The sequence below is a fragment of the Erysipelothrix sp. strain 2 (EsS2-6-Brazil) genome (assembly GCF_016617625.1).
GTDB classification, from domain to species: Bacteria; Bacillota_I; Bacilli_A; order Erysipelotrichales; family Erysipelotrichaceae; genus Erysipelothrix; species Erysipelothrix piscisicarius.
Genome location: NZ_SBAR01000002.1, coordinates 148,091 through 166,265, shown reverse-complemented (window position 1 = coordinate 166,265; position 18,175 = coordinate 148,091). Strand labels below are relative to the sequence as shown.

Here is an 18,175-nt window from a genome sequence, read left to right as displayed (position 1 = left end):
ATTGAACACATCTTAGTCAATTACAGCTTGCATGTAGACATCATGATTAAGTGTATACGTTGTGAGGACACGATCATCCAGATATCCATACGTGTTTGGATGATTTTCTTTAGGAAGTGCAATGGATCCAGGATTATATATTGTTGTATGGTCTATTTTTTTCAAAACAGGCACGTGTGTGTGTCCAGAAATAAAGAGGTCTACGCCGTGTCGTGGTCCCTCAATATCGGGTTCAAAAAGGTGACCATGTGTCACCATGATGGTAAGATTATTCCATTCTGTCACCGTATAGTCTTGCATTATTGAGAATTGACATAACATTTGATCCACTTCACTGTCACAGTTTCCGCGCACTGCGATAATGGGGCATGTGAGTTGGTTCAATCGATCGGAAACAGCTTTCGGATTGTAATCCGCAAGAATTGGATTTCGAGGTCCATGATACATGAGGTCCCCTACCAGTAAAATGCGATCATAAGGTAAGGGTGTGTTGAGAACATCATTTAAACGGTCGATGCTACCGTGTATATCAGAAATAATTAAAGTTTTCATGCTTTCCTCCAGTCATATGTAATGAAATTATACCATCAAACATATTAAAATATGGGATTTTCCAATCGTTAATTGATAATTATGAGCGAACATTTTATGATAGAATAAATAGAGGATGTGAAAATATGAAGCAACACAGTAAAGGTCTTACCATTTTTATTTTAATTCTTTCACTTACAACTTTGAGTGTAGGTGGTTTTTTTGCGTACCGAGCATACCAATCAAAAACAAGTATTGATGGGGGTACTACAAGCGAGAATAGTTTCTATTCGCTGCGTAAAAATGCAACTGAGTATCAAAAAGAACTCTATAAGGAACTTACCTCGAAACTAAAAGAAGATCCAAGAGATGATAAAGTGATTTCAGAGCTTATCGCTCAAAACTTTGTTGCGGATTTTTATACATGGACCAATAAGTTGCGCTTTAATGATGTAGGAGGCATGCAGTATATTCATAAAGACCTTGACTGGGTTTATGGTCAGGCACTGGATACATTCTATAACGATATGCGTTACTATAAAGAAAAAGGGAAATTAGACAAAACACTTGAAGTTGCTTCATCGACCGCAAGTGCCAAAAAAGACACGTTAGTTTTAATTGAGCAAGAAGATGAATTGGTGACACAAGAAGATGGGACGGTCAATACCGTAACAAACGATGTTGAACGTTCGATTCCTGTATATCGTGTTGCGATAACATGGAAATATAAAGACTCGGATGTTTTAAATGTCTCGGAGTTTCAACAGAAAGCAGATATTTATGTAACGAAAGATGACGATGGATTGTATTCAATCATGGAGGTAGACGATGGGCAAGTCAAAGAAGCAGCAAACTAAAACAAAACAACGTAGACCCTCATTCATTCATCGACCAATATTTGGATTGCTTCTAACAGTAGTCGTGAATATAATCTATATTGCATTATTATTTGTCATTGGACGATACGTTAATTTACACAGCAAGTACTTTATGCTCGGAATCACAATTATCGTATTGCTTGTTTTAATTCTTAATTTATTTTTCCTTTTAGGGTATGCGAAACGAATTCGTTTTTTCCGAAAAGCAGTTGCAGTATTTGGAATGTTTATGTTGATTGTTGGATCGGTAGGGTCCTATTACACATTTAAAACCAATGCTATCGCGAATCAAATGATTAATGAATCCGGTCAGGAAAATAAAGAGTTTTCAGTAATTAGTTTTAAGGAAGGTGCGAAAAAAGAAGATCTTGATCACAGCACGCTGGGTTATGTTGAAACAACGCAAGAATTTGAAGATGCGGTAAAGAAAAATGTCGCTAAAGAATCAAGAACGGTTGAGTATGTCAAGTTTAAATCCTATGACGATCTTCTTATAGCGAGTTTAAATGATAAAATTCAATTCGCAGTGGTACCGAAAAACTTTAGTTCGCTTTCAAAACGACTTGAAACGGAAGAACGAAATCCAATTGAGTTTTCAAAAGCAATGTTCTCGTTCAGTATAAAAAGCAAAGAAACGGTGAATGATAAAGATGTGTTAAAGGAACCCTTTACGATGTTAATGATTGGGGTTAATGAAGAACTCGCTGATTCCATCATCCTAACCTCTTTTAATCCTGAAACACTTAAAATCACCATGACAAGCATTCCACGTGATTCTTATCTACCGATTGCTTGTCAGAATAATTATCCCGATAAAATTACCCATGCACGTGCATTTAGCCGTCAATGTCTCATTGATTCGGTTCAAGATTTTATGGGCGTGAATATTGATTTCTACTTTGAAACAGATTTCTATGCGCTTGTGAAAATAGTCGACACATTAGGCGGACTTGAACTAGAGTCACCGATTGCATTTGGGGGATCATTGCCTAAAGAAGAAGATCCATCAGAATTCCATGAAATTTGGATTCCAGCTGGAAAACAAAAAATGGATGGAAAGCAAGTGATTACCTTTGCTCGTGAACGTTATGCCTTTACCGGTGGTGATTATGTTCGTCAAATGAATCAACAATATGTTATTAAAGAACTCGCAAATCAAATTTTAAGTACCCGTAATGTGAATACACTTGTGAATGTATTGGATGCCGCAAAGGATAATATTCAAATGAATATATCCATAAACGATATTACATCGCTTATGGGATACGCATTACAAAATATCGAGAAATCACCGGTATCTCCGTATAATACCTTTAGAATTGTATCGACCCAACTTCAAGGTGAAGGGGAAATTATTGATGATGGCTACAGTGGAAAATATGTTTCCCATCCATATATGCGCGATGTCCAAGTAGCGCGTGATGTCATTAGCGATAACTTGAAACACGACGCGGATCATCTAGATGTTAAGACATTTAGTTTCAAACAATCAAAACCGTATCGTTCAGCGCTTTTTAATCCAAGTCAAAATGTGGAAGGGCTCTACTATCCAGGTGATGTCGTACCGAAACGTCTTGAAGATACAGACAAAGATAAAGAAACAGAGCGTTCAAATGTTGTACCTGATCTAACATCAATGTCACGCAGTGAGATTAAACGTTGGGCTCAAAATAATGGCGTGACGGTCGTTTTCAATGAGATTGATCAAAATTCAGATTCTTATCAAGACTACTACAGTGATGGACAAATAATTTATCAAAGTGTAGAACCTGGAGATTATCACCAAAAACAAACATATATTGAACTTACAATAGTCGTGAAATCAGAGGTTGAAGAACCCAAAGGTGTTACAATTCCTGATTTTATTGGAGATACGGTAGCCGATGCAATCGCATGGGCGAATGGAAATGGATTTACCATTGAAGCCATTCCATCCGGGGACACCACTGCGATCATCGAGTCGCAAAGTATTCGTCCAGGTCTTTACCAAGGCGAACATCGCAATATCGTTGTATCGGTTCGAATAGAATCGGAGAAACCCGAAAATCAGAATTCCAATGAATAAATTGGATGCACATGGGTAACACAAAATATAAAATATTCGCTATAATACTTAAGAATCGTGAGGCCTCTATGAAAATAGAGGCTTTCATTCTTGTATTATTAGGTCATCTGTACCATAATAAACATATGTGAATTGAGGTCGAAATCATGAAACACGTATTTATCATTAATCCAACTTCAGGCGTAGGACGTTATCGTGACGTCGAAGCATGGATAGACAATAACTTTAAAGACAAAGAAGACAACTATGAATTGCGTTATACAGAATATCCAGATCACGCACAAAAAATTGCGGAAGAATATCATGGGAATGATGTCGTTATTTACTCTGTAGGTGGCGATGGTACCGCACATGAAATTCTTAACGGTTTAGATTTAGACGTACAATTAGCAATTATACCTGTAGGTACCGGTAATGATTTTTGGCGGATGATCAACTATAACCATCCCCTTGAGAAAATACTTGAAGATACCATTAACGGGTCTGTACAACACATTGACATTGGCGAAGCCAACGGTCACCGCTTTTTAAATTGTATGAATATGGGTGTGGATTCAGAAGTTAATCGTGATGTAAATGCAGTGCGTAAAACATGGTTTCCTCGCAAATTGATTTATATCTATTATGCAATCTACGAACTTATTCGTAAAAAGCCCATCCAATGTATAGTTGAAGCGGATGGTACCCAAAGCGAACACAATGCCCTTCTCATTTCGGTTATGAATGGTCGTTGGTATGGAAATGGATTTCAAAGCGCACCTAAAGCCATTATTAATGATGGTGCACTCGATGTCTGTATCGTAGAAGATGTACCAGCAAGACGTCTTCCTAAATTGCTGCCAATGTATTATAAGGGAGAGCATTTGGATCTTGATGTCGTGACAAGCTTTAGAGCGAAAGAAATTAAGATACAATGCAATCAAACTGTAGCTTTAGGATGTGATGGTGAAGTCTTTGAATATTCAACCGTCCATGCACGTGTTCTAGATGGAAAACTTAAGTTACGTGTTCCAAATGCTCTGTGAGCATATTAAGGTACATATGAAATACTTGTGATATAATAACTAAGCAAATAGGAGGACACTATCAAATGAAAAATATAACAAAAAATGATTTTAATGAAGCCGTTAAAGATGGCGTAGTACTTATTGATTTTTATGCTAACTGGTGTGGACCATGTAAGATGATCGCTCCAATCTTGACAGAACTTTCAACAACAATGGCAGATGAAGCAACAATCTTAAAAGTTAATGTGGACGAAGAAGGCGAACTAGCACAACGTTTCGACGTTATGTCAATTCCTACTTTAATTCTCTTTAAAGATGGAAAACCTGTTGGACGCAAGACAGGATTTTTACCAAAACCTGAGCTTGAAAAATTTATTCGTTCAGCACAATAAACGCAATCTTAAACCAAAGAAAGACCAACACTCCGTTGGTCTTTTTATTTTTACATTTTTTCTATTAATTCGTTTGCATTTTAGAAACCATTATGTATAATTAGTTTGTGTTTATACTTACTAATATAAAAGTTTACCAACACTAAACAAGGGAGGAACTATGGAAATTGGAAAACGACTCAAACAGTTGCGCACAAAAAATGGTCTGACCTTAGAGGAACTCGCAAGCCGTAGTGAATTAACCAAAGGGTTTTTATCACAACTTGAAAACGACTTAACGTCCCCATCCATTGCAACACTTAACGATATCGTGGAGGCGCTGGGCACGAATTTGTCAGTCTTCTTTAAAGAAGAGTCTGCTGAGCAAGTTGTATTTACTGCAGATGATTATTTTATTGATGAACGCGATGATTCGACAATCCATTGGATTGTACCCAATGCGCAAAAAAACGAGATGGAACCCATCCTTTTAGAACTCGAGCCAGGTGGCGAATCCAATGAAATCTTACCGCATGAAGGGGAAGAATTTGGATATGTACTCCAAGGTAAGGTATCATTAAGGTATGGAGATGAAACAATAGCGATTTCAAAAGGACAAACTTTTTACATAAAAGGAAATCGTAATCACGTCTTGGTTAATGAACATCAACAACGAGCACGTGTGATATGGGTGTGTACACCCCCTGTATTTTAAAGGAGGAAGAATATGGAAGCATTAATTCAATTTACAAATATTGTGAAGAGCTTTGAAGATCAACTTGTCTTAAAAGGGATCAACTTGGATATCTTTGAAAATGAGTTTGTGACGCTACTTGGCCCTTCTGGCTGTGGAAAAACAACACTTTTAAGAATCTTAGGTGGATTTTTAGAGCAAAGTTCTGGTGAAGTCTATTTCGAAGGCATTGAGATTTCGAAATTAGCTCCTTATAAACGTGAGATTAATACAGTCTTTCAACGGTATGCACTTTTTCCACACATGGATGTTTATGACAACATCGCATTTGGTCTTCGCATTAAGAAAACAAACGAAGATATTATTAAGCAAAAAGTTGAGAAGATGTTGAATCTTGTAGGGTTAAGTGGCTTTGAACACCGTCCTGTAACACTTTTATCAGGAGGACAACAACAACGTGTCGCGATTGCTCGAGCGCTTGTGAATGAACCAATGGTGCTTCTACTCGATGAACCTTTAGGGGCATTGGATTTAAAAATGCGTAAAGAAATGCAACGTGAACTTAAAGAAATCCAAGAAAATGTGGGTATTACTTTTGTTTATGTTACACATGACCAAGAAGAAGCGTTGACCATGTCAGATAAAATTGTCGTGATGAATGAAGGGGAAATCCAACAAATTGGAAAACCCATGGATATCTATAATGAACCTGAAAACCGTTTTGTCGCAACATTTATCGGAGATTCAAACATCATCGAAGGAACGATGATTGAAGATCGCCTTGTGGAATTTGATGGTGTTCAGTTTGAATGCGTTGATGCAGGTTTCTCAAATAATGAAGTGGTAGATATCGTAATCCGACCTGAAGACATTGATATTGTTGATGTGGAGCTTGGAAAATTAACGGGAGTTGTTGAGTCGATCCTATTTAAGGGTGTTCATTACGAAATTGTCGTTAAAACAGAGCATCGTGACTTTATCATTCATACAACGGATAATTCAGAAGAAGGCAAAGAAGTTGGCATCCATTTCTTCCCTGAAGACATCCATGTGATGTACACGATGGAGTCGTATTAATGAAGAAATATAGACCACTGGTTATTCCCTATGTAGTTTGGATGTCAGTATTTATTGTCGTGCCAATGCTCTTAATTGTATTTTATGCATTTACGACTGTAGGGAACCAAATGATTCCATTCCAGTTTAGTCTTATTAACTTTAAAAAATTCTTTGATCCCGTCTTCCTAAAAGTACTTCTTGATTCATTTAGAATTGCAGGGATAACAACCGTCATCTGTCTCTTAGTAGGATATCCTTTAGCTTATTTTATTTCACGGCGTTCAGAACGGATGCAAACACTCCTGATTCTCTTGGTAACCATTCCGATGTGGATCAATATGCTCGTTCGGACGTACGCTTGGATTAGTATTCTTTCAGACAAGGGGCTGATAAATAGTTTCCTTGCGTTGTTTGGGATTGCACCACTTAAAATGATGAATACAGATTTTGCGGTTATCCTAGGGATGGTTTATAATTTCCTGCCTTTTATGATTATGCAAATCTATAATGTTTTAGCGAAAATGGACGAGTCACTGATTGAGGCAAGTTATGACCTTGGAGCAAATCGTTTTGAAACGTTCCGTAAGATTGTCTTCCCCTTATCATTATCGGGGGTAATCTCCGGGATTACGCTGGTCTTCTTACCATCACTTTCGACCTTTGTCATTCCTCAATTCTTGGGTGGCGGAAGTTATGTCTTAATTGGTAACTTAATTGAAAATCAATTTATCAATATTGGTGATTATAATTTCGGTAGTGCTATCTCATTAATCATGGCTGTCCTTATTATGCTCTCAATGCATTTTGCGAATAAATTTGATCGTGAATACGATGAATCAAAACCAAAAGGAGGGAAACTCTAATGAAAGAAAAAAATCGTTGGATAGGGCCATTGGGAATTATCTTAATGCTCATTTTCTTCTATGGACCGATTCTTGTCATGATGGTGTTTTCCTTCAATGACTCACGTTCGTTGACGTCATGGTCGGGATTCTCAACAAAATGGTATGGAAAACTCTCGCAGAGTAACGATATTACTGCTGCTGTTCGAACATCGCTTTTCATTGCCCTAATTACAACGGTTATTGCAACGGTCGTTGGAACAATGACAGCAATTGGATTGAGTAAACATAAGAAAATTTTTAAGAAATCGATTTTGACCATTAATAACTTTCCTGTTCTTAATCCAGAGATTGTAACGGCAATTAGCTTCATGCTATTGTTTGCGTCCGTGAAGGGCCTCCAAAAAGGGTTTGGTACTATGCTTGTTGCCCATATAACATTTTGTACCCCATATGTCATCCTTACAGTCTTACCAAAGCTAAAGTCATTAGATCCAAGTTTGGCGGATGCTGCTATGGATTTAGGGGCTACGCCTACGGTAGCGCTGCGTAAGGTTATTTTACCGCAACTAACACCTGCAATTATCTCGGGAGCCCTTATCGCTTTTACAATGTCGTTTGATGATTTTGTAATTTCATACTTTGCTACCGGAAATGGTGTAAGCAATATTTCAATTCTTGTTTATCAAATGTCAAAACGAATTAACCCAACCGTGAATGCCCTCTCGACCATTATCGTTGTGATCATTACTGTTGTGTTAATCATTATAAATGTATTACCAATTCTGAAACGTAGTAAGAGAAAGGTGGCTGTTTCATGAAAAAAATCTTAGTAGCATTGCTTGCATCACTTCTTGTGTTAACCGGATGTGGTGCAAAAGAAACCAAAGAAGAACTCCGTGTTTATAACTGGGGTGAGTATATTGATGAATCGTTGATTCCTGAATTTGAAAACAAATACAACGTTCGTGTTATTTATGAAAAATTCTTATCCAATGAACAAATGTATAATAAGCTTCAAGATGGTTCAAAATTTGATGTGATTGTACCTTCTGACTATACGACGCAACGTATGCGTGAGGAGGGAATGCTTCAAAAAATAGATTACTCAAAGATTACAAACTATGAGAAAATTATTCCAAGCCTTAAAGGACGTCATATGGACCCTGACAATGAATACTCAGTTCCATACTTCTGGGGAAATGTTGGTATTCTCTATAATAAGAACACTGTAGACCGCAACGATCTTGAAACTCAAGGTTGGAATATCTTAATGAACGAAAAATATAAAGGCAAATTATTTTTCTATGATTCAGAACGTGATGCCTTCATGATCGCTTTGAAAGCACAAGGCTTTTCAATGAATACAACACAAGAGGAAGAACTCAAAAAAGCAAATGATTGGTTAATTGAAATGAAACAAACCATGGATCCCGTTTACGGTACCGATGAAATCATTGATCAAATGATTGGTGGTGCCAAGGACATTGCGGTTATGTATTCAGGGGATGCGAATGCGATTTTACTCGAAAATCCTGACATGGACTATTATTCGCCTTCTGAAGGAACAAACACATGGGTGGATGCAATGGTTATTCCTGTTGACGCACCCAATCCAGATTTAGCACATAAATGGATCGATTTTATGATTTCAGAAGACGTGTCAAAGCGTATTACCGAAGAAATTGGATATACAAGTCCGATTCAATCTGTGATTGATGATGTGACAGGAGCTGATGGAGCATTCAATGGAATTGACTCCTATGTCACACGAACAGGTTACGATAAGGACGAAGAGTTTTTCTATGATCAAAACATGAAAGTAATTCTTTCTGATTATTGGCAAAGAATTAAAGCGACAAAATAACGAAAAAACGCATCAAAAAGGGCTAAAAAGGCCCTTTTTGTTGAATTAAAGGAACAATTAAATCTTTTTTAAAAAAAATGTATTATTTTGTATTTTAAGTGTTGCATTTCTATACTGATGATGTATAATGTAAAAGCACAGTGAGAAACGACAACAACAAAGACAAACGTCGAGTTAATATGTCGCGACACAGTTAATGGTTCCTTAGCCAAGTGGTAAGGCAATAGACTGCAACTCTGTGATCATCGGTTCAAATCCGATAGGAACCTCCAGTAATGGGGATGTGGCGGAATTGGTAGACGCAACGGACTTAAAATCCGTTGAAGGTAACTTCGTATGGGTTCAAGTCCCTTCATCCCCACCATTACTTTATTGATGGAGTTCTAATTTAAATCGATGTATATGCGCCCGTAGCTCAACTGGATAGAGCACTTGATTACGGCTCAAGAGGTTATGGATTCGACTTCTGTCGGGCGCGCCAATTTTCGGGATGTAGCACAGCTTGGTAGTGCACCTGGTTTGGGACCAGGGGGTCGCAGGTTCGAATCCTGTCATCCCGACCAATTTTATTATTAAAATTAAATATTCCTATGGCGGGTTAGCTCAGTTGGCTAGAGCGTCCGGTTCATACCCGGAAGGTCGCGAGTTCGAATCTCACACCCGCTACCATTTCTATTTTGAAAAGCGTAATACCGATGTAGCGGACCCTTAGCTCAGTTGGTTAGAGCTACCGGCTCATAACCGGTTGGTCGTAGGTTCGAGTCCTACAGGGTCCACCAATTTGACACTTAGGATTATCGGAATTTAATTACATTAAAATGCAAATAACTCTATGGAGGAGTACCCAAGTGGCTGAAGGGACTGGTCTTGAAAACCAGCAGACGTGAGAGCGTGCGGGAGTTCGAATCTCCCCTCCTCCGCCATATTATTTCTTTACGAAATAAGGTTGCATTATATACCAGTTATGCTATAATGACATAGCATTAAACATATCGCGGGGTAGAGCAGACTGGTAGCTCGTCGGGCTCATAACCCGGAGGTCGTCGGTTCAAATCCGGCCCCCGCAACCAATGGCCCTGTAGCTCAGTCGGTAGAGCAACGGATTGAAGCTCCGTGTGTCGTCAGTTCGATTCTGACTGGGGCCACCATTTAAACCGATAAGACAAACCACTCAATGAGTGGTTTTTTTGTTCCTAAAAAGAGATTTTTTTTATTGTTTGATGAATAAGTATTCAAGATACGATACTTAATAAGGCAACGATTTGTATGAACATAACAAACTCTTTTTAGAAGTATTATTTTTTTGAATTTCAAATTAAGAAATGCGATGGTTTATGTTAAAAATAATAGTATAATAACTATATGAAACTATTACTTGTAGAAGATGATCGAGCAATATCTCGAAGTCTAAAATATATCTTAGAAAAAGAAGGCTATCATGTTGATGCTGTATTTTCTGTGCAAGAAGCTGAACGCTTTCTTGGATTGAATCAATACAACATTCATATTCTTGACGTTCGACTACCAGATGGCAATGGATTTGATATTTGTACGTTTATTCGGCAACAGAGTGAGGCCCCAATTCTATTTCTAAGTGTTGAAAATGAAGAAGATAGCATAGTTGAAGGCCTGACTCGTGGTGGTGATGATTATATTATTAAACCTTTTAAGTCAAAAGAACTTTTAGTTCGACTACAAAAGCTTTTGAAGAAACATGAAAAGCATGTATTCATAGACGGTGACATGAGTATCGATATGCAATCAGGAATCGTGAAGTTTGGTTATGAGATGATTAATCTTTCAACTATAGAATATAGATTACTCTTATTCTTTATTAGCCATAAAAATGAAATCGTTAAACGAGAAGATCTCTACGAATTGATTTGGGACTCTATGGAATATGTGAATGATAATGCGCTCTCAGCGTCCATTAAACGCTTAAGGGAGAAGTTTAATGGAGAATTAGATATTGTTACCGTTCGTGGACAAGGATACCGATACAAGCATGAAAATACTCAGAGATAAGAAAATTGCTCATCTTTTTGCACAAAGTATCATCTTAGGGGTATCTGTTGGTTTTTTATGTGCATATTTCATGAATTCATATGTTGGTATCTTAGTCGGAGTTCTATGTATCTTGATTTTGGTGTATCGATATCTCTTGTATCGAAGTAGAGAGATAGAAGAACTAACAGAGTATTTAAAGCGTCTGAATGATAACAGTCACGACTATGAACTCAACACATATGAAGAAGGAGAATTATCAATTCTGCATTCAGAACTCAATAAAATAACCGTTCTTCTCAAGACAATGAATCGAAACTTAGATGCCAACAATACCTTTCTGAAGAAGTCGTTAACTGATATCTCTCATCAACTTAAAACACCCATTACTTCCTTACTTCTTACTAATGACATTTTACGAGATGAATCACCAGATAATGATTTCTTACTTCAAAATCAAGAACAATTGGAGCGACTGGAATCATTGATAACCTCACTTTTACTTCTAGTTCGCTTGGAATCAAATACAATTGAAATGGATAAGAAACACGTTAATACTCATGAATTTGTGAATAGTTTGAAACTTAATATATCATCAAAAAGTAATGAGCTCGGCATTGAAACTAGAGTAGCTGCAAACACAATATATGTAGATGAAAAGTGGTTTTTAGAAGCAATCATTAATATACTTGATAATAAAACACGATATGCCCAAAATACAATCTTCATGACAATTGAAGAAAATGTATTTGAAACACAGATTATGATCTCTGATGATGGTGAAGAAATCGCGACGGAACTTAGAGAAAAAGTTTTTGAGAGGTTCGTTAAAACAAATAGTGTTAGCTCCAAGAGTGTTGGAGTTGGACTTGCAATATCTAAGGAAATAATCGAAAAACAAGGCGGTTCGGTTCGAATTATTGAGAAAAATACGTTTGAAATTAGGATACCTACTAAGTGACGAATAAATCACTTATAACACTCTCATGAAATATATAATAAAAGTGAGGTGATACTATGTCATTATTAGTGCTGGAAAATGTTTCAAAAACGTATAAGCAAGGCGACGCAGAAATTAAGGCTCTTGATAACGTCTCTGTTTCTGTGGATAGTGGAGAATTTATAGCAATTATGGGTGCAAGTGGAAGCGGAAAGTCGACTCTTCTCCATGTTATTGGAGGTGTTGATACTGTATCCAGTGGTGTTATTCGATTGGATAACACCAATCTTGGAGCATTAAGTGAAGAAGCACTCACGATTTTTAGAAGACGTCATATAGGTTTAATCTATCAGTTTTACAATCTAATTCCATTATTAGATGTAAAGGAAAATATTATCCTTCCTTTAGAGCTCGACAATCAAAACATTGATGAAATCCATCTGGAAGAACTTCTAAAGTCCTTAGAACTTGTGAATCGTGTAAACCACTTACCAAGTCAATTATCTGGAGGGCAACAACAACGTGTTTCCATAGCAAGAGCGCTCATGAATCGACCAACTCTGATTCTTGCAGATGAGCCAACGGGTAACTTAGACAAAAAAACATCTAAGGAAATCATTAAAATTCTTAGAGAAACCAATGAGATGAGCGAACAAACAATCATAATGGTTACTCATGATGAAACTATTGCATCACAGGCCAAAAGAATTATTGAAATAGAAGATGGTCGCATTATTAGAGATGAGAGAATACGATGAAATCACTTCTAAAAGTTCAATATAGACACCTTAAAAAATATTGGAAGCAAACACTAATGTCATGGTTGTCCATTATGATTGTAGTGAGTCTTATGACGGCCGTGATCGCAACATTTTCAGGATTTTATAGTAGTTACAAGTTATCGTCGCTTAAATACGGTGAACAATATAATGTCTACTTTCGAAATGTAAAAGATGTGGATGCATTGATTGAAAGTGGAGAAGATATTGTTAAGTATGAGTATGCATCAAAAGTTGGAGATATAACGGCGGTTGATTTTAATGCTGAACAACATAGCCCCCAAACTTTTTTACTTTATGCTTTACATAATGAAGATTTTTCTTTCATCAAACAAGGTTCTCAGCAAACGCTTCTTAGTGGAAGATTGGCAGAAAACAATGAGGAAATGCACGTTTCTGAAATGATGCTTGAGGCATTGAATTTAGATGATCCTATAGGTCACAAACTCGATGTAAGATGGGCAGATGGCTCAAAATCGGCAGTTACAATTGTTGGTGTTGTAGATAGACAATATGCATACGACAATCAAACTAAGAGTGCTATGATGTCATATGACAATTCAGTCTATGTTCAATTCGAAAATGACACAAAGAGTTTTGAGAAATCGGTTATTTCAATGATGGAGTCTAACAATCTCATAGATGAAGATGTAGTATTTAACGATTTTCGTAATGAACTACTAGGACTAAGCGACAATAAGAATATTATGTGGAAAGTTGTAGTGGTAATGGCAAGTGTTCTATTGGGTTTATTCACGTTAACATCAATCTTCACACTCTATAACACCCTGAACATTAGCCTTGAGAGTAAAGCAAAATCTTTAAGTCTCCTATCAACAATTGGGGCAACAAAAAATCAGATACGAAGGTCACTTTTTTTTGAGATGTTTCTGACCACAATTCCTTGTGTTGTTATAGGATTGATGGGTGGGTTTCTTGTGTCTCAAGGAATCTTTAACATGAGTTATCCCATATTATCTAACACGTCCTTATTTGGATATAATATTATGGAATTTGCGAAGCCAACTCTAACAATGGAGCTAATTTTAGGAATATTTATAGTCTCATTTATAGTTGTTTATATCCCATTACTTCGTTCTATAAGAAATATATTTAAAGAGAGTTCTATTGAATTGATACGTGAAAGCAAGCGGATAACAATCAATAAGAAAAAAGAAAAAACAAGATTCATCAAGTTGTTTTTTGGGCAAGCAGGTGTTTTGTCATATAAAAATACGGTTAGAGATCGAAAAAAATACTTGGGTCTTAAACGTTCTTTGATAATAGGTACTGTATCGTTGGTATTGATTGCTTCTTTCTTGGCTTCTTCCCTAGATTTAGCCTCTGCAAAATTAGATCATGGTAATTATGCGATTCAAATTGAAAAACAGAATATCGATTCGAGCGCTTTTGATGACATTAGAAGTCAAATTGAAGAGAATAAAGACGTAAGTTCGACGTTTAAGGTGACAACAGAATCAGGACGACTTGGAATTTGGCATCACAATGATGTATTTGATGAAGAATTGAGATATTTATTGAGACATAAAATAATCGTTTTAGATGACAAAGATTTCAATACATTATATCCCTCCGTTAATCTTCATGAAATTGTGGTAAACGATTATTTTGAAGGCGTCATTTCAGACTATAATAACGGAAGAATGCAGATATCTCGCCATTTAACTGACTTGAAAGTTGGTGATCTTGTCCATTTTTATACATATGATGGAACAGATGGGAAAAGTATGTCAAAAACATCAGAGTATCCCATCGGTTTAAAGGTTGACACATTTGATGGTGCATCCTCAGTGCTCAAATTTTTCTATAATGAGTCGATCATTCGTAGTGAGGTACTAGTAAACTATATTGTATCCCAAACTTTGTTTGATAGAATTGAGAGTGAGAGCCCTTATCAGTTTGTACTGAATAGGAGTTTGTTGATTGAGACTGAAAAAGCGGATGCAGTTGAAACAAGCCTTATTAGAATGAAGCCAATATTTTCTATTAGAAACTTAGCCTCAGACTATACGCAAGATAAGAATGTTTATGATGTTATCGTAAAAATATTATTTTCAGTGATGGGTCTGATTCTCTTGATGACGGTTACGAGTATTCTTAATACAACTATATCTGAACAGGATAGACGCAAAGGCGAGTATGCAATCCTAGAGTCAGTGGGAATGACACGCAAGGACATGTGTAAGATGTTACTCTACGAATCTGTATTTACAATAGGGAAAGTGATTGTTTACTCAATCGTATTAAGTTTTGGACTATCCTATGGACTGTATGCAATTGTAAGAAAAGTGATTTGGATGCCTGAATTTAACTTTAGATTGGACTATCTCTTGTACGCAATTATTGGTTCTACGCTAATACTGATTACTCAAACTCTAATTTCAACAAGTATGTTCAATCGAGAATCGGTTATTGAACGTTTAAAGTCTCAAAAATATTGAGAGTAGTTTTAATATTGTGCTTCAGTTCCAAAAGTGATTTTTTGAGAAATGATTTAACTCTTATTTGATGAATCGGTAGGTGCATCGACTCTTTTAAGCTCGTTGATATGAATCATAGATAAACGATGTTCAGGTGGCCAACGATTTTCTTGTGCATCAATAATGAATTTGGTATCATTTTTTTATTAAAGGGGGATTATTATAATGGTGGTATTTAACCAAGAAATGATAGCTATAAGATCAATACGGACTGGAAAGTTTCTTTCACCAAAGGATATTCTGGAAAGAAGTTTATTTGAAAGAACACGGTACTAGATATCATGAAAAAATTATCTTACTGTATTCTAATGATATTACTTATTGCAGGCTGTTCTTCAACACCTTCCACAAATGCACTTAAAGATACTAAAACAATAGTATTAGGGAACGATACTTTCCATAGCGCAAAATCACCAGAATTTCTAAACTTATTGAATCACACGGAGTTTAAGTTTCTCGATAAGAGTGGGCATGTTCTAGGCTCGAAAAAATATCGCGGAAATTTTTATAAATTAAAAATTGATAATAATTTTTACTATCTGATATCATCCGATAAATTTATAAAGGGAAAATTATCGAACCAAGACGAAAAAGTATACAACTTCGAACCCTCTTTGAATGCGATTGATTCACAGGTATATCTTTATGAAGAAAATTTGTATTTCATTGATAACCAAGGCTTTAGATCGGAACCTACAAATTATTTGACATCAATATATAAGAACAACGAGAAACTTTTCGATATTGAGGATGAACAAGCAACTTCTCTTGTAGTGATTGGTTCTGATGTTTATGTACTTACGGAAAATAACCATAATCAAAAACATTCTGAACGTGGAATTAAACGAAAGCTCTACAGATATAATATTGAAAATAAAATGATTGAGAAGATGTCTGAAACATTGGAATCAAGGCACTATACCTCACAACTCATCACGGATTCAGAAAAACTATATCTTTATTTGTATATAGCGGATAATGTACCAATCTCAGATAGTATTGGCTCAATAGAAGACCGGCTTCTTGTAATTGATAAGGATTTGAATGTTGAGTCGATCTCAGATTTTAAGCGATTTGGACCATCCTTCACAAGTGATGTACAAAATTCTATCATCAATAACAAGCTCTACATTAAAAGTGAACGTCACGAACTTCGAATGATTGATTTAAATACTATGGAGCGTCGGGATCTTAAACTTGAGCCAATAAGTGATACCGCACAGTATCATTATTGGTCTCAGTATTGGTATGATTCGAGTAAAGAAAATCTTGTTCTATTTGGGAACTTTGAATCCAAGCCAAACTACACACAGTATGTCTACGATTTGAAAAGTGGTGCACTGATTGAAACAATTGAATGTCCTGATGTGAGTGCGTTGTATCGGTCTAGTTCCATCGAATTATCAGAGTAGAAGATTTGTATCGAATCAGTACATATATTGCTTAATTCATGCCTAAAAGCGTTCTTTTATGTAAAGTTTATTATATAATAAAGGGACTTAGTAAAAGGAGCGTTATAAATGACAAACACCATAAATAATTACACACAAAACATTGCGAAAACATTGGAATGTGAGATTGATTCCATTTTGAACTTTACCCCACTATTTGGCGGACTTACCAATCATTCTTACACATTCGAGGTTGATGGAAAAAAGTATGTTTATCGTGAACCAGGCGTTGAAACGGATGCTTATATTAATCGGAAAAGTGAGTTCTATGCTCAATTGAAAGCGAAAGAACTTGGCTTAGATAACAGTCTTGTATTTATGGATCAGACTGAGGGCTGGAAGATATCGAATTATATTGAAAATGCACGCTATTTTGATTATATGAACGAAGAAGATGTTAAAGTTGTAATCGAGAAAGTACGTTACCTTCATGATGCAAACATACAAGGCGAATGGGAGTTTGACTTATTCCAAAAAATTCAAGACTTTAAGCAAGAAATTGGTGATGTTGGTCGTTCCCATTTCTCAGATTATGATGATTTAAGTGAACGCGTAGAGCGCATTTATGAGTGTGTTTCACGTGAAGGTTATGCGAAGACTCTTTGTCATAATGATATCTACACGACTAATATTCTCTTCCAAGATGATAATTTTTATTTAATTGATTGGGAATTCGCGATGGTTGCCGATCCAGCTGTAGACCTTGCGACCTTTATCGTATGTTCGCCTTACGATTACTCAACCATTCTGAAGGTTCTTGATCAATATGCAGGGGGGACCATGAGCGAAGCTGACAAGCATCATTTTATTGGAACTTTTGCGGTTACCGGATTTTATTGGATGAACTGGGCAATTTTCCAAGAACATAATGGTACTGATGTTGGGGATTTCTTTGAAAATTATGCTGCTTATACACGTTTGTTTGTAAAACAGGCTGAATCTTTTTATAACTTATGATGTTAATTTTGATATTACATCGTTAGAAGCGAACTCCTCTTTATAAATAGATCTATCAAACTCAAAAACATTCAGAAATATATTAATACTACCATTTTTAGGAATAAAAACGATCTATCTGGTTGGAAGCATTTGATTTTAGATTAATTCAAAGTCGTTAAATTTTGGACTTCATTATTTATAGAAAGACATGTGATTCTTTTCTGTTATCATTTGAGAAATGCTACAT

At 36.2% G+C, this 18,175-nt stretch carries 16 protein-coding genes and 9 tRNA genes; 24 read left to right on the top strand and 1 reads right to left on the bottom strand.

Annotated elements, in window-relative coordinates:
• Positions 1-12: 12 nt before the first annotated feature.
• Positions 13-552: a phosphodiesterase gene (gene yfcE / locus EPJ89_RS02420; protein ID WP_161636751.1), complete on the bottom strand. Its 540-nt coding sequence runs from the start codon at positions 550-552 to the stop codon at positions 13-15.
• 125 nt (positions 553-677) lie between these two features.
• On the opposite strand from yfcE, the gene EPJ89_RS02415 reads away from it, so the two are divergent.
• The 24 genes from EPJ89_RS02415 to EPJ89_RS02300 all read left to right on the top strand — a co-directional run bounded on the left by EPJ89_RS02415 (position 678) and on the right by EPJ89_RS02300 (position 17,946).
• The gene (locus EPJ89_RS02415) at positions 678-1,388 is read left to right on the top strand and encodes a hypothetical protein (protein ID WP_200542548.1); all 711 of its coding nucleotides are present in this window, start codon (positions 678-680) and stop codon (positions 1,386-1,388) included.
• Positions 1,360-3,474: an LCP family protein gene (locus EPJ89_RS02410; protein WP_161636749.1), complete on the top strand. Its 2,115-nt coding sequence runs from the start codon at positions 1,360-1,362 to the stop codon at positions 3,472-3,474. Before EPJ89_RS02415 ends, EPJ89_RS02410 begins: the two co-directional genes overlap by 29 nt.
• A 146-nt stretch (positions 3,475-3,620) precedes the next feature.
• Positions 3,621-4,499: a diacylglycerol/lipid kinase family protein gene (locus EPJ89_RS02405; protein ID WP_161636748.1), complete on the top strand. Its 879-nt coding sequence runs from the start codon at positions 3,621-3,623 to the stop codon at positions 4,497-4,499.
• 65 nt (positions 4,500-4,564) lie between these two features.
• A complete protein-coding gene (gene trxA / locus EPJ89_RS02400) occupies positions 4,565-4,873 on the top strand; it encodes a thioredoxin (protein ID WP_125163760.1) in 309 nt (102 codons plus the stop codon).
• Positions 4,874-5,033: 160 nt separating this feature from the next.
• The gene (locus EPJ89_RS02395; protein WP_200548910.1) at positions 5,034-5,567 is read left to right on the top strand and encodes a helix-turn-helix domain-containing protein; all 534 of its coding nucleotides are present in this window, start codon (positions 5,034-5,036) and stop codon (positions 5,565-5,567) included.
• Between the two features lie 12 nt (positions 5,568-5,579).
• On the top strand, positions 5,580-6,623 hold the full coding sequence (gene potA, locus EPJ89_RS02390; RefSeq protein WP_200548909.1) for a spermidine/putrescine ABC transporter ATP-binding protein: 1,044 nt from the start codon (positions 5,580-5,582) through the stop codon (positions 6,621-6,623).
• Entirely contained in the window at positions 6,623-7,468 is an 846-nt protein-coding gene (locus EPJ89_RS02385; RefSeq protein WP_161636746.1) for an ABC transporter permease, read from the top strand. Before potA ends, EPJ89_RS02385 begins: the two co-directional genes overlap by 1 nt.
• A complete protein-coding gene (locus EPJ89_RS02380; RefSeq protein WP_123171011.1) occupies positions 7,468-8,268 on the top strand; it encodes an ABC transporter permease in 801 nt (266 codons plus the stop codon). The genes EPJ89_RS02385 and EPJ89_RS02380 overlap by 1 nt, the downstream gene beginning before the upstream one ends.
• On the top strand, positions 8,265-9,314 hold the full coding sequence (locus EPJ89_RS02375; protein ID WP_161636745.1) for an ABC transporter substrate-binding protein: 1,050 nt from the start codon (positions 8,265-8,267) through the stop codon (positions 9,312-9,314). The genes EPJ89_RS02380 and EPJ89_RS02375 overlap by 4 nt, the downstream gene beginning before the upstream one ends.
• Before the next feature lie 198 nt (positions 9,315-9,512).
• Positions 9,513-9,586, top strand: a tRNA-Cys gene (locus tag EPJ89_RS02370).
• Between the two features lie 5 nt (positions 9,587-9,591).
• Positions 9,592-9,678: transfer RNA gene (locus EPJ89_RS02365), tRNA-Leu, on the top strand.
• Between the two features lie 40 nt (positions 9,679-9,718).
• Positions 9,719-9,795 (top strand) — tRNA-Arg (locus EPJ89_RS02360).
• A 5-nt stretch (positions 9,796-9,800) separates the two neighbouring features.
• Positions 9,801-9,877 (top strand) — tRNA-Pro (locus tag EPJ89_RS02355).
• A 29-nt stretch (positions 9,878-9,906) separates the two neighbouring features.
• Positions 9,907-9,983, top strand: a tRNA-Met gene (locus tag EPJ89_RS02350).
• 33 nt (positions 9,984-10,016) lie between these two features.
• Positions 10,017-10,093, top strand: a tRNA-Ile gene (locus EPJ89_RS02345).
• A gap of 55 nt (positions 10,094-10,148) precedes the next feature.
• Positions 10,149-10,237 (top strand) — tRNA-Ser (locus tag EPJ89_RS02340).
• Between the two features lie 70 nt (positions 10,238-10,307).
• Positions 10,308-10,384, top strand: a tRNA-Met gene (locus EPJ89_RS02335).
• Positions 10,385-10,386: 2 nt separating this feature from the next.
• Positions 10,387-10,462: transfer RNA gene (locus EPJ89_RS02330), tRNA-Phe, on the top strand.
• 214 nt (positions 10,463-10,676) lie between these two features.
• Positions 10,677-11,339 carry a response regulator transcription factor gene (locus EPJ89_RS02325; protein ID WP_161636744.1) on the top strand — a complete coding sequence of 221 codons (663 nt, stop codon included), beginning with the start codon at positions 10,677-10,679 and terminating at the stop codon, positions 11,337-11,339.
• Complete coding sequence (locus EPJ89_RS02320) at positions 11,320-12,279, top strand: sensor histidine kinase (RefSeq protein ID WP_200548908.1); 960 nt, start codon at positions 11,320-11,322, stop codon at positions 12,277-12,279. The genes EPJ89_RS02325 and EPJ89_RS02320 overlap by 20 nt, the downstream gene beginning before the upstream one ends.
• Before the next feature lie 56 nt (positions 12,280-12,335).
• Entirely contained in the window at positions 12,336-13,016 is a 681-nt protein-coding gene (locus EPJ89_RS02315; RefSeq protein ID WP_161636742.1) for an ABC transporter ATP-binding protein, read from the top strand.
• Positions 13,013-15,499 (top strand): ABC transporter permease, encoded by a 2,487-nt coding sequence (locus EPJ89_RS02310; protein WP_200548907.1) that lies wholly within the window; start codon positions 13,013-13,015, stop codon positions 15,497-15,499. The genes EPJ89_RS02315 and EPJ89_RS02310 overlap by 4 nt, the downstream gene beginning before the upstream one ends.
• Positions 15,500-15,819: 320 nt before the next feature.
• On the top strand, positions 15,820-16,950 hold the full coding sequence (locus EPJ89_RS02305; protein WP_200548906.1) for a hypothetical protein: 1,131 nt from the start codon (positions 15,820-15,822) through the stop codon (positions 16,948-16,950).
• A 108-nt stretch (positions 16,951-17,058) separates the two neighbouring features.
• A complete protein-coding gene (locus tag EPJ89_RS02300) occupies positions 17,059-17,946 on the top strand; it encodes a choline kinase family protein (protein WP_161636739.1) in 888 nt (295 codons plus the stop codon).
• The last annotated feature ends 229 nt before the right edge of the window (positions 17,947-18,175 follow it).

What these genes read in the sequence shown, in the direction of transcription:
- EPJ89_RS02305 (WP_200548906.1), top strand. Translation starts at nt 15,820, where the DNA reads ATGAAAAAATTATCTTACTGTATTCTAATGATATTACTTATTGCAGGC.
- yfcE (WP_161636751.1), bottom strand. Translation starts at nt 552, where the DNA reads ATGAAAACTTTAATTATTTCTGATATACACGGTAGCATCGACCGTTTA.
- EPJ89_RS02315 (WP_161636742.1), top strand. Translation starts at nt 12,336, where the DNA reads ATGTCATTATTAGTGCTGGAAAATGTTTCAAAAACGTATAAGCAAGGC.
- EPJ89_RS02320 (WP_200548908.1), top strand. Translation starts at nt 11,320, where the DNA reads ATGAAAATACTCAGAGATAAGAAAATTGCTCATCTTTTTGCACAAAGT.
- EPJ89_RS02325 (WP_161636744.1), top strand. Translation starts at nt 10,677, where the DNA reads ATGAAACTATTACTTGTAGAAGATGATCGAGCAATATCTCGAAGTCTA.
- EPJ89_RS02310 (WP_200548907.1), top strand. Translation starts at nt 13,013, where the DNA reads ATGAAATCACTTCTAAAAGTTCAATATAGACACCTTAAAAAATATTGG.
- EPJ89_RS02385 (WP_161636746.1), top strand. Translation starts at nt 6,623, where the DNA reads ATGAAGAAATATAGACCACTGGTTATTCCCTATGTAGTTTGGATGTCA.
- EPJ89_RS02380 (WP_123171011.1), top strand. Translation starts at nt 7,468, where the DNA reads ATGAAAGAAAAAAATCGTTGGATAGGGCCATTGGGAATTATCTTAATG.
- EPJ89_RS02395 (WP_200548910.1), top strand. Translation starts at nt 5,034, where the DNA reads ATGGAAATTGGAAAACGACTCAAACAGTTGCGCACAAAAAATGGTCTG.
- EPJ89_RS02410 (WP_161636749.1), top strand. Translation starts at nt 1,360, where the DNA reads ATGGGCAAGTCAAAGAAGCAGCAAACTAAAACAAAACAACGTAGACCC.
- potA (WP_200548909.1), top strand. Translation starts at nt 5,580, where the DNA reads ATGGAAGCATTAATTCAATTTACAAATATTGTGAAGAGCTTTGAAGAT.
- EPJ89_RS02405 (WP_161636748.1), top strand. Translation starts at nt 3,621, where the DNA reads ATGAAACACGTATTTATCATTAATCCAACTTCAGGCGTAGGACGTTAT.
- EPJ89_RS02375 (WP_161636745.1), top strand. Translation starts at nt 8,265, where the DNA reads ATGAAAAAAATCTTAGTAGCATTGCTTGCATCACTTCTTGTGTTAACC.
- EPJ89_RS02300 (WP_161636739.1), top strand. Translation starts at nt 17,059, where the DNA reads ATGACAAACACCATAAATAATTACACACAAAACATTGCGAAAACATTG.
- EPJ89_RS02415 (WP_200542548.1), top strand. Translation starts at nt 678, where the DNA reads ATGAAGCAACACAGTAAAGGTCTTACCATTTTTATTTTAATTCTTTCA.
- trxA (WP_125163760.1), top strand. Translation starts at nt 4,565, where the DNA reads ATGAAAAATATAACAAAAAATGATTTTAATGAAGCCGTTAAAGATGGC.